The sequence below is a fragment of the Micromonospora lacuserhaii genome (assembly GCF_036902735.1).
GTDB lineage: Bacteria > Actinomycetota > Actinomycetes > Mycobacteriales > Micromonosporaceae > Micromonospora.
In genome coordinates, this window is the sequence record NZ_JBAKHO010000005.1 from 91,421 (window position 1) to 106,470 (window position 15,050).

At 75.5% G+C, this 15,050-nt stretch carries 11 protein-coding genes and 3 pseudogenes; 1 reads left to right on the plus strand and 13 read right to left on the minus strand.

The window, feature by feature from the left end; translation table 11 throughout:
- Positions 1-12 precede the first annotated feature (12 nt).
- From V6U81_RS29295 to V6U81_RS05190, 3 genes and pseudogenes are all read right to left on the minus strand, one after another.
- Positions 13-1,230, minus strand: a pseudogene (locus V6U81_RS29295) (transposase); the annotation flags it as partial.
- Between the two features lie 462 nt (positions 1,231-1,692).
- Positions 1,693-2,646, minus strand: a pseudogene (locus V6U81_RS29120) (transposase); the annotation flags it as partial.
- 41 nt (positions 2,647-2,687) lie between these two features.
- A complete protein-coding gene (locus tag V6U81_RS05190) occupies positions 2,688-3,602 on the minus strand; it encodes a DNA primase (protein WP_334484984.1) in 915 nt (304 codons plus the stop codon).
- Positions 3,603-3,751: 149 nt separating this feature from the next.
- Here V6U81_RS05190 and V6U81_RS05195 point away from each other — a divergent pair, with 149 nt between their 5' ends.
- On the plus strand, positions 3,752-4,096 hold the full coding sequence (locus tag V6U81_RS05195; protein WP_334484986.1) for a PadR family transcriptional regulator: 345 nt from the start codon (positions 3,752-3,754) through the stop codon (positions 4,094-4,096).
- Between the two features lie 21 nt (positions 4,097-4,117).
- On the opposite strand, the gene V6U81_RS05200 is transcribed toward V6U81_RS05195, so the two are convergent.
- The 10 genes and pseudogenes from V6U81_RS05200 to V6U81_RS05245 all read right to left on the minus strand — a co-directional run bounded on the left by V6U81_RS05200 (position 4,118) and on the right by V6U81_RS05245 (position 15,046).
- Positions 4,118-4,783 carry a permease prefix domain 1-containing protein gene (locus tag V6U81_RS05200; RefSeq protein ID WP_334484988.1) on the minus strand — a complete coding sequence of 222 codons (666 nt, stop codon included), beginning with the start codon at positions 4,781-4,783 and terminating at the stop codon, positions 4,118-4,120.
- Between the two features lie 59 nt (positions 4,784-4,842).
- A pseudogene (gene cydC, locus V6U81_RS05205) lies at positions 4,843-6,642 on the minus strand (thiol reductant ABC exporter subunit CydC); the annotation flags it as partial.
- A complete protein-coding gene (gene cydD / locus V6U81_RS05210; RefSeq protein WP_334484990.1) occupies positions 6,588-8,267 on the minus strand; it encodes a thiol reductant ABC exporter subunit CydD in 1,680 nt (559 codons plus the stop codon). The gene cydD and the pseudogene cydC, both read right to left, overlap by 55 nt.
- Positions 8,264-9,271 carry a cytochrome d ubiquinol oxidase subunit II gene (locus tag V6U81_RS05215; RefSeq protein ID WP_334484992.1) on the minus strand — a complete coding sequence of 336 codons (1,008 nt, stop codon included), beginning with the start codon at positions 9,269-9,271 and terminating at the stop codon, positions 8,264-8,266. The genes cydD and V6U81_RS05215 overlap by 4 nt, the downstream gene beginning before the upstream one ends.
- Positions 9,272-9,279: 8 nt before the next feature.
- Positions 9,280-10,533: a cytochrome ubiquinol oxidase subunit I gene (locus V6U81_RS05220; protein ID WP_334484994.1), complete on the minus strand. Its 1,254-nt coding sequence runs from the start codon at positions 10,531-10,533 to the stop codon at positions 9,280-9,282.
- Between the two features lie 124 nt (positions 10,534-10,657).
- Positions 10,658-11,563, minus strand: a complete 906-nt coding sequence (locus V6U81_RS05225; RefSeq protein ID WP_334484996.1) for a M56 family metallopeptidase — start codon at positions 11,561-11,563, stop codon at positions 10,658-10,660.
- 10 nt (positions 11,564-11,573) lie between these two features.
- Positions 11,574-12,005 carry a BlaI/MecI/CopY family transcriptional regulator gene (locus V6U81_RS05230; protein ID WP_334484998.1) on the minus strand — a complete coding sequence of 144 codons (432 nt, stop codon included), beginning with the start codon at positions 12,003-12,005 and terminating at the stop codon, positions 11,574-11,576.
- Positions 12,006-12,065: 60 nt separating this feature from the next.
- Entirely contained in the window at positions 12,066-12,716 is a 651-nt protein-coding gene (locus V6U81_RS05235) for a hypothetical protein (RefSeq protein ID WP_334485000.1), read from the minus strand.
- Between the two features lie 82 nt (positions 12,717-12,798).
- The gene (locus tag V6U81_RS05240; RefSeq protein WP_334485002.1) at positions 12,799-13,623 is read right to left on the minus strand and encodes an aldehyde dehydrogenase family protein; all 825 of its coding nucleotides are present in this window, start codon (positions 13,621-13,623) and stop codon (positions 12,799-12,801) included.
- Positions 13,616-15,046, minus strand: a complete 1,431-nt coding sequence (locus V6U81_RS05245) for an aldehyde dehydrogenase family protein (RefSeq protein WP_334485004.1) — start codon at positions 15,044-15,046, stop codon at positions 13,616-13,618. The genes V6U81_RS05240 and V6U81_RS05245 overlap by 8 nt, the downstream gene beginning before the upstream one ends.
- Positions 15,047-15,050 lie beyond the last annotated feature (4 nt).

Here is a 15,050-nt window from a genome sequence, read left to right on the forward strand (position 1 = left end):
CTCGGATCGCGCTCAGGACCGGTAGCCGGCGGAGCGGAACTCGTACTCCCGCTCGTCGTCCCGCTCGGCCGGGTCGCGGCTGAAGTCCCAACCGCCCGCCGCCTCGCGCCCCGGCCGGCCACCGACCGCGAAACCGCCGATCTCCTGACCGCGACGCCAGCCGCGGAAGTAGCCGGTGGTGTTCTCGGCCAGGCTCGCCGCGTCCCGGACGATCCGGAGGGGACGCTCCTCGCGCAGCGGTGAACCGGGCACCAGGTTGGCCTGGGGCACCCGCTTCGGCAGGCCGGCGTTGGTCTCCGCGCCCACCGCCGGACGGGCCGCCTGCTCGGCGGCCTGCCAGCCGGTGTCCGCAGTGGACGCCCACTCCAGCTCGCTCTCCTCGGTGTGCCCGACGAACCAGGCGGACCGCGCCTGAGCGAAGATCAGCAGGTCGCCGTCGCCCTCGTCCGAGATCGGCGGGGGCCGGTGCTCCATCGGGGCGGGCCGGCGCTCGGCCGGATCGGGGCGGCGCTCCGTCAGCTCCGAGCGGCGCTCCAGCGGTTCCGGCCGGCGATCGAGGGGCTCCGGGCGGCGGTCGAGCGGTTCCGGGCGGCGCTCGGGCAGCGGACGCTCACCGCGGCCGGCGCGAGCCGACCGGCTCGCCTCTTCGCGGTCGACGAGTCGCAGCGGCGGCGTCTCCAGGTGCGGGTCGGCGGATGCGATGCGCCCCTCGCGCAGCGCCCGGTCGGCCAGCGGCGGCGGCTCGACCAGCCGCAGCATCGGCGGCTCCTGCGGCAGGTCGTCGGCGAGCCAGGGCGGGGTGACCCGCCGCTCCGTGCCGGGATCGGTCGGGGCGTCCACCGGCCGCCCGGCGCGCTCCCCGTACGGCGGCACGACCGGGTTGTCGGCGGCGCTGTCGGACGGGTTCTCCGGGTTGTTGACCAGCGGCCAGTTGGCCCGCGAGCCAGGGGGCGCCGAGTCCACCTCCGGGCGGGGGGTGGGCACCGGCACGCTGAGGTCGGTGGCGCTGAAGCCGCCGGTGGGTGACGAGAGCGCGCCGTTGGTCTTCGGGCGGGGCGGGATCACGGTGCGCTGCCGCTCGGCACGGGCGTTGTTGATCGCCGCGGTGGTCAGCGTCGGCCGGAACGGCTCGCCCGCCTCGGCCGGGGGCACCGTCCCACGCTGCGCCGGAGCGATCGGGGTGATCCCGGGCGGCGGGGGCGGCGGCGCGGAGACCGGCCGGTTGGCGGGATCGACGCCGCGTCGCACCACGGGCATGCCGGGGTCGGTGCCGCGCCGCACCACGGGCATGCCCGGGTCGGTGCCACGGCGCACCACCGGCATCGCCGGGTCGGTGCCGCGTCGCACCACCGGCATCGCCGGGTCGGTGCCGCGTCGCACCATGGGCATGCCGGGGTCGGTGCCACGGCGCACCACGGGCATCCCCGGGTCGGTACGCGAGGGCGGGGCGGAGGTCGGGATGCCGGCGGCGGCCGGGCTGAGCGGCTGCGGCGCCACGGGCGGTGGGGCGACCGGGGCGGGTGCCATCGGCGGCGGGCCGAGCGGCCGGGGGGCGGTCGGCAGGTTGCCGCCGGAGATCGGCTCGGGTCGGCTGCGTCGCCCGGACGGCACGGGCGCCTCGGTCTCGGCGGGCCGGAGGGAGCGCAGCCCGGCCGCGGTGCCGCTGATCCCCGACAGGTCGCCGACCTGCTCGCCGCGGCGGGCGGCGGCGCGTCGGCCGGGTGCCGGTTCGGGCGTGGTGACCCGGGCGCTGAGGGCGCTGATCAGCGCCTCGCAGCCCGCGTCGCAGGCCCGCACGGAGGCGACCGCCTGGCGGACGGTCTCCGCCACGGCGGAGGTGAGCGTCCGGTTGACCGTGGCGCGGCGCGGTGTCTCGGAGATGGCCACCCGCAGCGCGGTCACCGCGGCCTCGATCTCGTCGGCCTCGGCCACGCCGTCGGCCGCCAGGTGCGCGGCGACCGCGTCCGCGGCGACGGAGACCTCCCGGCCACGGCCGGTCGTGCCGGCGAGCATGCCGGGCTCCGGCAGCGCGTCGAGGACGGCGAGCGCCACCGACTCGGCCGGGTCCGGGTACGCCCGCAGGGCGGCCGGGTAGAGCTCGCGGAGCACCTCGCGCAGCGCCGCGGCGGCGGCGTGCCGGCCGCTGGAGAGGGCGGCGTGCGCGGCGAGGACCTGCTTGTAGCCGGCCAGGTCGCGGGGTGCCGGCAGGGTGACCGCGGAGAGCGCGCCGGCCTGGAGGGCGCGGGCCAGGCCCACCGCCCGCCGCTCGGCCGGCGGAGACTGCATCTCCTCCAGGGAGTCGTCGTCGGCGAACCGCTCGGCGAAGTCGTCGACGGAGTCGTCGTCCGCGATGGCCAGCGGCCGGCCCGCGGCGCTCAGCAGGGAGGTGACCGTGTGGTCGTCGCTGTCGGCCGCGATCGCCGCTCCGCTCGGCCCGCCCGACCGCTCCACGAGCAGCGCGACCAGCTGGGCGTAGCCCGTCGGGTCGTCGCCGATCTCGCAGACATGCAGCAGCCGGCCTGCGTCGTCGACCACAGCGGACGTCAGCGACGAACCGGCCGATGCCGGTCGGTCGGCCGGATCCGCCGAGGCCAGACCGCAGTACACGCGCACGAGCGCCACGGCGTCGTCCTCCTCCCGGGACACAGGTCTTTTCTCTGCCAGAGACTGATGCTCCCCGCTCGGGGTCAGTCGCGCCAGTCCACGACAGCAGAGATCTTGCCGACAATGGTGCGCCAACCCAAACTTGCGGTTTGTGCCCCGATTTTCTTCAGGCGCCGTCGGCCGAGGAAAGCACCGATTCCGCCGTTGACAGTGGCGCGCAGGGCCTCATCCAGGTCGTCCAGGCTGGAGCCGGCGGAGAGCATGTCCAGCACAGCCGGTAGCCGCAGCGCGTACGAGATGTCACGGGCGACCTCGCCGGCCTCGATCAGGAGCGTGGGATCCCACGTGTCGTGCCCGCCGCGCAGGTTCTCCACTACCAGGTCCAGCTCGTAGGTGTCCTCGTCCAGCGGGGCGATGTCGGCGGGTTCCACCCGTTCGGACAGTTCATTCCAGCCGTCCAGTTGCGACATGTCGTTGGGCGCGCCGGAACGGATGAAACTGACCAGCGCCTCGGGGGTCTTGAAGAGCAGCAGCCGGCCCTTGTGACTGAGGAAGACCGGCACCTCCTCGTCGCCCGCCGCGTCGGTCTCCTCGTCCTCGTCCTCGTCCGGCTCGTCCTCGCCGTCGACCGCGGCCGCGCGGCGCTTGCGCCGCTCGTCGTCGTCCTCTTCCTCGCCGGCGGTCAGCTCGGCGTACTCCTCGTCGAGGATGACCACCTCCTCGTCGTCCTCGGCCTCCACGACCTGGCGGCGGGCGAGGAAGGGGTCGTCCTCGTCGCGCTCGGCGACGTCGGTCGGGGCCAGCTCCCGCGCGGGCCGGTACGCCCGCAGGGTGAAGCCGGTGCCGGCCGGCAGGGCGATCTCCACCGGGTCGATGCCCAGCTCGTCCCAGAGGGTGCGGTCGGCCGCGCCGCGCTCCACCTCGGGCTCGACCGGCCCGTCGGTGTCGTCGAGCTCGGGCTCGTCGGCGTCGGGCCGGTGGGGCGACTGGCGGGCCACGCTGACCTCCGTGTGCGTCGGGTGTGCGCACTCGTCGACACGTCCGGCCGCCGAGTGACTCTGGGCACATACCCTAGTGGGCGGCCCGCGAGGTCCGGACCCCGCACCCCGGTGGCGGTTCGTCCGGTTGACAAGTAGCGTAGCTACGCATGAAGGCCCAGGCGCTGCACGGACACCTCGACGCCCTGCTGCTGGCCGTGCTGGAACGGGGCGCGCTGCACGGCTACGCCATCATCGAGGCGCTGCGCGACCGCAGCGACGGCAGTCTGGATCTGCCCACCGGAACGATCTACCCGGCGCTGCGCCGGCTGGAACGGGCCGGCCACGTCGCCAGCTCGTGGAGCACGGTGAACGGGCGGGAGCGGCGCACCTACGAGCTCACCGACGCGGGCCGTCGGGCGCTGGCCGGCGAGCGGGCCGGCTGGCGCGACTTCCGCGCCACCGTCGGCCGGTTCCTCGAGCCCGACACCACCCCACCCGGCGCCCCCGCCTGACCCCGCGGCCCGCAGCACGGGTCAGCGGGCGGCGACCAGCCAGATCCGGGTGGCCCGGCCGAGGGAGAAGTAGGCCGCCCCCACCAGCACCGCGCCGACCATCATCGGTGGCCAGGTGAGCGCGGCGTCCCAGAGCCCCAGCGACCAGGCGAACAGCCCGGTACCGGCGGCCGTGGCGAACCCCAGCGCCCCGGTGAGCCCCAGCCCGAGCAGCCGGCCCGCCGTCGCCGACCAGTCCCGCCGGGCCGCCAGCGGGCCGTACACCAGCGCGGCCAGGGCGAGCCCGGCGACGACCAGCCAGATCCCGTTCATGGACGCGGAGAGCAGCAGGTAGCCGGCCGGCGGCCGAGGACCGTCGCTCCAGCTCGACCCCCGCCAGGTCAGGTCGCCGGCGGTGGTCAGCGCCAGGGCCACCAGCAGGGCCCGCAGCGACAGGCCGCGCAGCGCCGCCGCGGCCAGCTCGGCCTGGTAGGCGGGGAGCAACTGCGCCGGCGTCCCGAACTCGGCCACCGCCCGCCGCTCGGCCTCCGCCGCCGGCAGCCCACCCTCCCGGTACGCCTCGGCGGCGTCGCTCAGCGCGTCCCGCAGCTCGACGAGGAGTTCCGCCTTGAGCCGGGCCGGCCCGCGCAGCCGGTCGTCCAGCTCGCGCAGCCGTTCCTCCACCCGTACGTCTTCACCCGCCCGCATAGGGCCACCCTGTCACCCCGGGCGGCGCGGCGCGTCGGGGAGATTCCCGGAGCCGGGCCTCAGGGTGCCAGGGCGAGGTAGCCGCGCTCGGCCGCCTCCTGGAGCTGCCACTGGTCCCGGTACCAGCCGGGGGCCGCCACCAGCTCGGCGTGCCGGCCGCGCTGGATCACCCGGCCGGCGTCCAGCACGACGATCTCGTCGAAGCCGCCCAGGCCGCTTAGCCGGTGGCTGATCAGCAGCACCGAGTGCCCGGCCGGGGTGGCGGCCAGCGCCGAGGCGAGCACCGCGTCGGCGGCGGCCGGGTCGAGCCCCTCGGTCGGTTCGTCGAGGACGAGCACGCCCGGGGCGGCGAGCAGCGCCCGGGCCAGGGCGAGCCGCTGCCGCTGGCCGCCGGAGAGCTGGCCGCCCTCCTCGCCGACCACGGTGTCCCAACCGTCGGGCTGGTCGCGTACCCAGTCCAGCAGGCCGGCCGCGCGGGTCGCCGCGGCCAGCTCCTCCTCGTCCGCCTTCGGACGACCGAGCAGCAGGTTCTCCCGGACCGAGGCGTGGAAGACGTACGCCTCGGCGAGCAGCCCGCCGACCGCCCGGGGCAGCGCCTCGGCGGGGTAGCGGGACAGTTCCACCCCGTCCAGGGTGATCCGGCCGGCGTCGGGGCCTACCGCCCCGGTGAGGACGGCGGCCAGGGTGCTCTTGCCGGCGCCGCTGGAGCCGACGACGGCGATCCGGCGCCCGGCGGGCAGGTCCAGGTCGAGCCCGTCCAGGGCGGGTGCGGCTCCCGCCCGGTAGCGCACGACGACCGCGTCGAAGCGCACGTCGTGCGGGGCCGCCGGGTCGACCGCGGCGTCCCCGGCCGTCGGCGCGGGCACCGGTTCGTCCAGCAGCGCGGCTACCCGGTCCAGGCCGGTACGGAGCTGGGTGCGCTGCCGGGCCGCGCCGACCAGGGCCAGCGCGATCTCCACGGCGGCGAGGGTGCCGACCGCCAGCACGCCGACCAGCACCCCGCCCACCCCGGCGCGCAGGGCGGCGAGCACCACCCCGCCGGCGGTCAGCCCGGCGACGAGCACCCCGGCGGCGTCGACCGCGAAGCCGGTCGCGGCGAGTCGGCGTTCCAGCCGGGCCAGCCGGTCGGCACGGTCGGTGGCGGCCCGCAGGGCGTGCCCGGTGGCCCCGAAGGCGGCCAGGTCGGCGGCGCCGTGGGTGAGGTCGATGGCGTCGGTGGCGAGTGCGCCGCGCAGCGGGGCGACCTCGTCGGCGGCCCGCCGGGTGAGCGCGGTGGCCAGCGCGGGCAGCGCCACCCCGGCGACCAGCAGGCCGACGGCGAGCACCCCGGCGGCGGGCGGCGAGACCAGCGCGGCGCCGCCGACCGCCAGCAGGGCGACCAGGGCGGCCGCCGCCCCGGGCACCAGGACCCGGAGCAGCAGGTCCTGGACGGCCTCGACGTCGGAGACGAGCCGGCTCAGCGCGTCCCCGGAGCGTTGCCCGGCGCTGCTCCGGCGGGCGGCCAGGGTGGCGAAGACCCGGGCCCGGACGTCGGTGATCATGCGGAGCACCGCGTCGTGGCCGGCGAGCCGTTCGGTGTAGCGGAACACGCCGCGGCTGATCGCCAGCGCCCGGACCGCGACGATGGCCACGGTCAGCCGGTCCAGCGGCGGCCGGCCGGCGGCGCTCATCAGCAGCCAGGTGGCGGTGGCCATCAGGGCCAGCCCGGCGAACTCGGTGGCGGCGGCGAGCAGGCCCGCGCCGACCAGCCGACCCAGGTACGGCCGGGCGAAGCGCAGCACCGCCCGTTCCGGCGATCCGCCGCTCATCGGGTCACCTTCCCGGCCGGGGCGGGCGTCAGCTCGACCACCCGGCTGTCCTCGATCCGCAGGATCCGGTCGGCGTCGGCGAGCAGCGCGGGCCGGTGCGCGACCAGCACGGCGGTGCGCCCCGCCACCAGCCGCCGGGTGGCGTCGAGGACGACGGTCTCGCTCGCCGTGTCCAGTCGGGCGGTCGGCTCGTCGAGCAGCACCAGCGGGGCGTCCCGGAGGAAGGCCCGGGCCAGCGCGACCCGCTGCCGCTGCCCGCTGGACAGGCCGTGCCCGCGCTCGCCCAGCGTGGTGGCGAGCCCGTCGGGCAGGGCCGCGACGACCTCGTCGAGCGCCGCGTCGGCGACCGCGCCGGCCAGCGCGGCGTCCGGGATGTCGGGGGCGCCGAGCCGGATGTTGTCGGCCAGCGAGGCGGCGAAGAGGTGGGCGCGCTGCGGCACCCAGGCGACCTGCTGCCGCCAGGCGTCCGGGTCGACGTGCGCCAGGTCGACGCCGTCGATGGTGACCCGGCCGGTGGTCGGCGTGACGAAGCCGAGCAGCAGGCCGAGCAGGGTGCTCTTGCCGGCGCCGCTGGGGCCGATGACGGCGATCCGCTCGCCGGGGCGGATGGTCAGCGTGACGTCGCGCAGCGCGGTGGTCCGTTCGTACGCGACGGTCACGCCCTCGAAGCGGATCTCGCCGCGCCCGCTCGGGGCCGGCAGCGGCGCGGTGGCCGGGGTGGTGGTGGCCGGCGCGGCGGAGACGGTCAGCGCCTCGTCCAGCGCGGTCAGTCCCTCCATGCTGGCGTGGAACCGGCTCCCGGCGGCCCGCAGCGGCAGGTACGCCTCCGGGGTGAGCAGCAGCACGAGCAGCGCGGTGGAGAGGGTGATCCCGCCGCCGAGGAGCCGGATGCCGACCGGCACCGCGACCAGCGCCACCGACAGGGTGGCGACCAGTTCCAGGACCAGCGCGGAGAGGAAGGCGATCCGCAGGGTCTTCATGGTGGCGACCCGGTGCCCGTCGGCCATCCGGCGGACCACGTCGGTCTGCGCCCGGGCCCGGCCGAACGCGCGCAGCGTGGGCAGCCCGGCGACCATGTCGAGGAAGTGGCCGCCGAGCAGCGACAGCCGCCGCCACTGCCGTTCAGTAGCGGCCTGGGCCTGCCAGCCGAGCAGCGCCCCGAAGACGGGGATCAGCGGGATGGTCAGCGCGATGATCAGCGCGGAGGACCAGTCGGCGAAGACCAGCCGGGCCAGCACGGCCAGCGGCACGGTCACGCTCAGCACGAGCTGGGGGAGGTAGCCGGTGAAGTAGGCGTCCAGCGCGTCCAGGCCGCGCCCGGTGAGGGTGGCCAGTTGCCCGGCCCGCTGGCCGGCGACCCAGCCGGGGCCGTGCCGGCCGACGGCGGCGAGCAGGTCGGCGCGCAGCGTCGCCTTCACGGTGGCGGCGGCGCGGGCCGCGACGGTGCCCTGCGCCCAGCCGACCAGCGCCCGCCCGGCGACGGCGGCGACGAAACCGGTCAGCGCGGGCCGGTCCAGTCGGCCGTCGATGGCGGTGGCGAGGAGTGCGGCGAGGGCGGTGGCCTGCCCGACGACCAGCAGCGCGGTGAGCCCGCCGAGGAGTGCGAGCACGGCGAGGTCGCGCCGGGCCGCAGGGACCCGGCGCAGCAGACGCGGGTCGAAGGGACGGCGGTTCACCAGTACACCGGTGCCCTGCCGTCGGTCCGTCCCCTGAACACCCACCAGCACATCGCCTGAAAGCCTAGTAGGGCCGGCAGGAGCGGCAGCACGAGCCAGCCCAGCAGGCGCAGCGTGGGTCCGCTCGCCGCCGCGTCGGCGACGCTCAGGGACGCCGCCGGGTCGACCGTGGAGACCAGCACCGCTGGCCAGAGCGCTGCCCCGATCAGCGCCACCGGCGCCGCGAGCGCCAGGCCGGTGGCGGCCAGCGCCACGCCGGGCCGGCCCCGGCCGAGCGCCGTCCGCGCGGCCAGCAGCGCCGTGACCAGCACCAACGGCAGGAGTACGGCGACCAGTGGGCGCGCCGCGGCGAGGCGTACCCGGTCGGAGAGCAGGCCGAGGAGGGTGGCCGCGGCGACCGCGGCGAGCGCCGCCGGGACGAGTCGGCGGGCCAGCCGGGCGGCTGCGGCGGCCTCGCCGGCCGGCAGGCGCAGGGTGAGGAACGTCGCACCGTGCGCGGCGACGACGGCGAGCATGGCGAGCGCGGCGGCGGCGACGAACGGGGTGGCTAGGTGGGTCACCCCGGCGATGTGGCCGTCGGCGTGCCGGGGTACGCCCTGGAGCAGCCCGGCGAGCAGGGCGCCCCAACCGAGCGCGGCGAGGGCACTGCCGATCACCACCAGCCGGTCCCAGCCGGTCCGGGCCCGGGCCCCGCTCGGCCGGCTGCGCAGCTGCACCCCGGCGGTGACCAGGACGACGCCGGCCAGCGCCCCGACCACGGCCGGGTAGAAGCCGGAGAGCAGCTCGCCCTCGAGGGTGGGGAAGGCGCCGAAGAGGATGCCGACGGCGGCGACCAGCCAGACCTCGTTGCCGAGGAAGAACGGCCCGAGCGCGGTGAGGGCGGCCCGCCGGCGGGCGGGCGCCTGGGCGCGGGCGAGCAGCAGGCCGACGCCGTAGTCGTAGCCGGCGAGGACCAGGTAGGTCGCGAAGAAGAGGCCGAGCAGGGCGTACCAGGCGGTTTCCATCTCGGGTCCTATCGGGCGAAGACGGGTTCGGGGCGGGCCTCGTCGTCTCCGATGCCGAGCGGACGGCCGAGGGCGGGGTCGGCGGCGCCTCGGGCGGCGGCCCGGGCGAGCAGCGTCCAGTTGGTGACGGCGAGGGCGGCGAGCAGCAGGCTGAAGCCGATCAGCGAGGCGAGCATGATGCCGGGGTCCACAGCGGAGACGGCCCGGTCGGTGGGGAGCAGCCCGTAGGCCACCCAGGGTTGGCGGCCCACCTCGCGGGCGATCCAGCCGAGGATCACCGCGACGAAGGGCAGCGGCAGCGCGAAGAGGACGACCCAGAGGGGAAAGCGCAGCCGGATGACCGCGTCCCGCCAGAGCAGTGGGAGCAGCAGCCAGGTGCCGCCGAGGGTGAGGCCGATCAGGATCATGAAGCCGAGGCCGACGCTGGAGAGCACCGGCGGGGTGTAGTCGCCGGGCCCGAACCGGGCGGTCCACTCGGCGATCTGCGCGTCGGCCGTCGGGCCCCCGCCGAACTTGGTGGGCTGGAGCTGCCCGACCGGGCCGAACTGGGCGAAGCCGAAGCCCTGCACCGCGGTGACCGCGAGCGCGGCGGTGACCAGCCCGATCCGCAGTGCGGTGCGGTGCAGCGCGAAGTCCGGGGTCCGGCGGATCAGGTGCCAGGCGCTGACCGCGGCCATCAGCACCCCGCCGGTGAGCAGCCCGGCGGCGACCACGTGGCCGAAGGCGAAGCCGAGGGTGGGGTTGGTGAGCAGCGCGCCGAAGTCGGTGAGGTGGGCGATGCCGTCGCGCACCTCGTACCCGACGGGGTGTTGGAGCCAGGCGTTCGCCACCATGATCCAGAAGGCCGAGGCGTACGCGGTGAGCGCGACGCCCCAGAGCAGCGCGAGGTGTACGCCCCGGCGCAGCCGGTGCCAACCGAAGATCCACATCCCGAGGAACGTGGATTCGAGGAAGAACGCGACCAGCGTCTCGATCGCCAGCGGGGCGCCGAAGACGTTGCCGACGTAGCGCGACAGGCCGCTCCAGTTCAGCCCGAACTGGAACTCCATCACCAGGCCGGTGGCGATGCCGAGCACGTAGTTGATCACGTACAGCTGGCCCCAGAACCGGGTCAGCCGTTCCCAGCGGGGGTTCCCGGTCAGGAACCAGGCGGTCTGGAGGCCGACCAGGAGGGTGACCAGCCCGAGAGTGACCACGACGAAGAGGAAGTGGATCGAGGTGGTGGTGGCGAACTGCAGGCGCGCGAGGAGCAGGGTGTCCATGACCGCTCTCCAAGGGTTGGCTCGCTTGTAGTAGCGAGCCTACACGTAGCTGCACTACCTATGCGTACTACGTTGCGTAGTAACAGGGGACGCGAAGCGGGCCCGCGCCGTGCGGCGGGGCGGGTCAGTTCAGGAACAGCGAGATCGGCAGGGCGACCAGGGTGGTCGACACGGCCAGCGCGGCGGCCCCGAGCAGCCGGGGCGGCCGGTCCGCCACCATCAGCCGCTGCACCCGCACGTCCAGGTCGCGGTCGCCCACGCCGAGCGCACCGGCCGGGGTGATCCGGTCGCCGCAGGCCGCGAAGCGGCGCAGCGCCCCGGCCAGCGGCGCGTCGGCGTGCAGCTCCCGGGCCTTGTCGTCGGCGCGCATCTCGACCAGCAGCGCCACCCGCTCGTGCGCCTCGCGCACCCAGCGGAACCAGGGCAGCGCCCGGCGCAGCGCGGTGAACGGCAGCAGCACCAGGTCGTGCCGCTCGTGCGCGTGCGCCCGCTCGTGGGTCAGCACCGCCGCCAGTTCGGCGCGGTCCAGCAGGCTCAGCGTGCCGGCGCTCACCACCACCCGGGGCTTCACCCCGGGCAGGCAGTACGCCGCCGCGCTCGGGTGGTCCAGCACCAGCGCGCCGGGCACCGTGGGATCCCGGCGGGCGACCAGGGTGAGCAGGTCCCGGTGCCGACGCTGCGCGCGGACGCTCGCGTGGACGCTGCGCGCGGTCGTGGTGACCAGCACGGCGCCGATGCCGAAACCGACCCCGATCAGCCCCAGGTGGACCGCACCCAGCCCGACGGGAAGGGTGCCGTGGGCCAGGTCGGTGGCGAGGGCGAGCAGGGCGCTGCCGGTCGGCCGGTCGTACGCGGCCAGCCCGACCGCCATCGGCAGCCCCATCGCGGAGAGGCCGAGCGCCAGCCCGACCGCCTGCCAGCAGACGATCGCGACCCGGGGGGCACGCCAGGTCCAGGTGGACCGGGCCAGGACCTGCGCGGTGAGATAGCAGGCCAGCATCGACACGGCGAAGTGCACGGCGAAGGCCACGGCTGCCGCCCTACCGGTCCGTCGCCTCGTCGGCCGTCCGGGCCCGGACGGCCCGGGGGTCCTCGATCCGACCGGTCAGCCCGGCCTCGGCGCCCAGCGCCGCCCGCAGCACCTCCGCCTCGGTGCCGGTCACCGACCGGGCGAAGCGGACCAGCGCCGCGTCCCGGCTGCCGCCGAGGTCGAGGGCGTCGAGCATGAGCTTGGCGATGTGCGCCTCGCGGCTGGCGGCGGCCCGGTAACGCCAGGCCCGGCCCTCCCGCTCGCGCTGCACCATGCCCTTGCCGGCGAGCCGGTCCAGCACCGTCATCACGGTGGTGTACGCCAGCTCGCGCCCGTCCAGCGCGTCGGCGACCTCCCGCACGGTCACCCCGTCCGACGTGCCGGGGACCACGTCCCACAGCACGTCCATCACCGCGCGTTCCAGATCACCGAGCCGAGTCACCCGGCAATCCTACCTCGCGTAGTAGATTGCTGGCCCAGCCCGGGGGCGTCCCACGGGCCGCTACCGCGCGATCAGGTTGACGAGACCGAGGATCAGCAGCAGGACCAGCAATGGACCGCCGATCATCCAGGCGAGGAGGCCGGTGGTGAACAGCGCCCGGTCGAGCCCCCAGGTCGTCGCCGGGGCCGCCGGCCGGGACTCCGCCGCCTCGGCCTCCGACCGGGGCGGGCTGAAGTCGGTCGGATCCTCGGGCCGGGGGCGCGGTCGCACGAACAGCCCCCCGGCGCAGGCGAGCACGGCGAAGGTGAGCAGCACGCAGGCGAGCCAGGCCGGGTAGATGCCCGACGCGTCGTGCCTGGTGCGGCGGATAGCCGCGTCCGGGGAGAGCGGCGCCACCAGCCAGGCCACGGCGGCGACCAGCACGCCGTAGGCCAGCAGGCGGGCAGCGTTCTCCCACCCTCGCCGCACCGACACCCCGGCGGCCGCGGCGGGCGCGGTGTGCAGCAACGTGCCGACCGGCACCGCGATCGCGAAGAAGAGGATCATGAAGGAGCCGGTGTCGAGCCAGTGCTGCCGCACCGTCCGCATCGTCGGGTAGCCCTCCGACAGCTGCCCCAGCCAGGCGGTGAGGCCGGCGCTGACGCCGATCGCCACCAGCGTCAGGGTGATGCGCAGCGCGCGGTTCTCGGTCGGGGGAGCGGGGTTGATCACGGCCGGCAGCGTAGCCGGTCCCCGCCTGTCGTCCCCGGTCTCGGCGTCGGGCGGGGCCCGCGGGGGCCCCACCCGACGCCCGTCACACCCCCTTGGGGTGCCAGACCGTCTTTGTCTCCAGCAGCGTGGTCATCCGGGTGACGCCCGGGTCGACGGTCCAGTCGTGGTCGGCCGGGGCCGGCCGCAGCACCCGCTTGAGGTTCTGCGCCGCCTTGACCTCCAGGTCGACCGCCAGTTCGGCGTCCGTCACCCCGGTCAGGTCGATCGCGTTGACGTCCATGTGCGCGGCCAGCGTCGGCGCCGTCTCGGTGATCTTCCCGGTGAGGATGTTGACCACCCCGCCGGGCAGGTCGGAGGTGGCCAGCACCTCGGCCAGGGTCACCGCAGCCAGGGGCGCCGCCGGGGAGGCGGCGACCACCACGGTGTTGCCGGTGACGATCGCCGGGGCGATCACGCTGACCAGGCCGAGCAGCGCCGGCGCCTCGGGGGCCACCACGGCCACCACGCCGGTCGGTTCGGGCGCCGACAGGTTGAAGTACGGCCCGGCGACCGGGTTCGCGCCGCCGTACACCTGGGCGAGCTTGTCGGCCCAGCCGGCGTACCAGACCCAGCGGTCGATCGCGGCGTCGACCTCGTCGGCCGGCACGCCGAGGGCGACGAACTGCTCGCGGCGGCCCTCCAGCATCTCGGCGACCCGGTAGAGGATCTGACCCCGGTTGTACGCGGTCGCCCCGGCCCAGCCCTTGACAGCGGCGCGGGCGGCGAGCACGGCGTCCCGCGCGTCCTTGCGCGAGGCCAACGACACATTCGCGTCCTGCACGAGATACGACCGTCCCGACTCGCTGCGCGGGAACTTCCCGCCGATGAAGAGCTTGTACGTCTTGCGTACCGCGACCCGCTCAGACATTGAGGTAGCCCTCCAGCCCGTGCCGGCCGCCCTCGCGACCGTAGCCCGACTCCTTGTAGCCGCCGAAGGGCGAGGTGGGGTCGAACTTGTTGAACGTGTTGGCCCAGACGACGCCGGCGCGGAGCCGGTCGGCCATCCAGAGGATCCGCGAGCCCTTGTCGGTCCAGATGCCGGCCGACAGCCCGTACGGCGTGTTGTTGGCCTTCTCCACGGCCTCGGCCGGGGTGCGGAAGGTCAGCACGGACAGCACCGGGCCGAAGATCTCCTCGCGGGCGATCCGGTGCGCCTGGGTCACCCCGGTGAAGATGGTCGGCGCGAACCAGAAGCCCCGCTCGGGCAGCTCGCACGGCGGCGACCAGCGCTCGGCGCCCTCGGCGGAGCCGGCGTCGGAGAGCTCGCGGATCCGCTCCAGCTGGGCGGCCGAGTTGATCGCGCCGATGTCGGTGTTCTTGTCCAGCGGGTCGCCGACCCGCAGCTGGGCCATCCGGCGCTTCAGCGACTCCAGCACCCGGTCGGCGACGTTCTCCTGGACGAGCAGCCGGGAGCCGGCGCAGCAGACGTGCCCCTGGTTGAAGAAGATGCCGTTGACGATGCCCTCGACGGCCTGGTCGACCGGCGCGTCGTCGAAGACGATGTTGGCGGCCTTGCCACCCAGCTCCAGGGTGAGCTTCTTGCGGCTGCCGGCGACCGAGCGGGCGATGGCCCGGCCGACCTCGGTGGAGCCGGTGAACGCGACCTTGTCCACGCCGGCGTGCTCGACCAGGGCGCGACCGGTGTCGCCGGCGCCGGTGACGATGTTGACCACACCGGCCGGCAGGTCGGCCTGCTGGCAGATCTCGGCGAAGAGCAGCGCGGTCAGCGGCGTCGTCTCGGCCGGCTTCAGCACCACCGTGTTCCCGGCGGCGAGCGCCGGGGCGATCTTCCAGGCCAGCATGAGCAGCGGGAAGTTCCACGGGATGACCTGGGCGGCCACCCCGAGCGGCTTCGGGTCGGGGCCGAAGCCGGCGTGCTCCAGCTTGTCGGCCCAGCCGGCGTAGTAGAAGAAGTGCGCGGCGACCAGGGGCAGGTCGACGTCGCGGGACTCCTTGATCGGCTTGCCGTTGTCCAGCGACTCCAGCACGGCCAGCTCGCGGGAGCGCTCCTGGATGAGCCGGGCGATCCGGAACAGGTACTTGGCGCGGTCCCGGCCCGGCATCGGGCCCCAGACCCGCTCGTACGCCTCGCGGGCGGCCCGGACCGCGCGCTCCACGTCCTGCGGGCCGCCCTCGGCGACCTCGGCGAGCACCTCCTCGGAGGCCGGGTTGACCGACTTGAAGCTGCCGCCGTCGGCCGGGTCGACGAACTTGCCGTTGATGAACAGCCCGTAGGAGGGCTTCAGATCCACCACCGAGCGGGACTCGGGGGCGGGCGCGTATTCGAACATCACT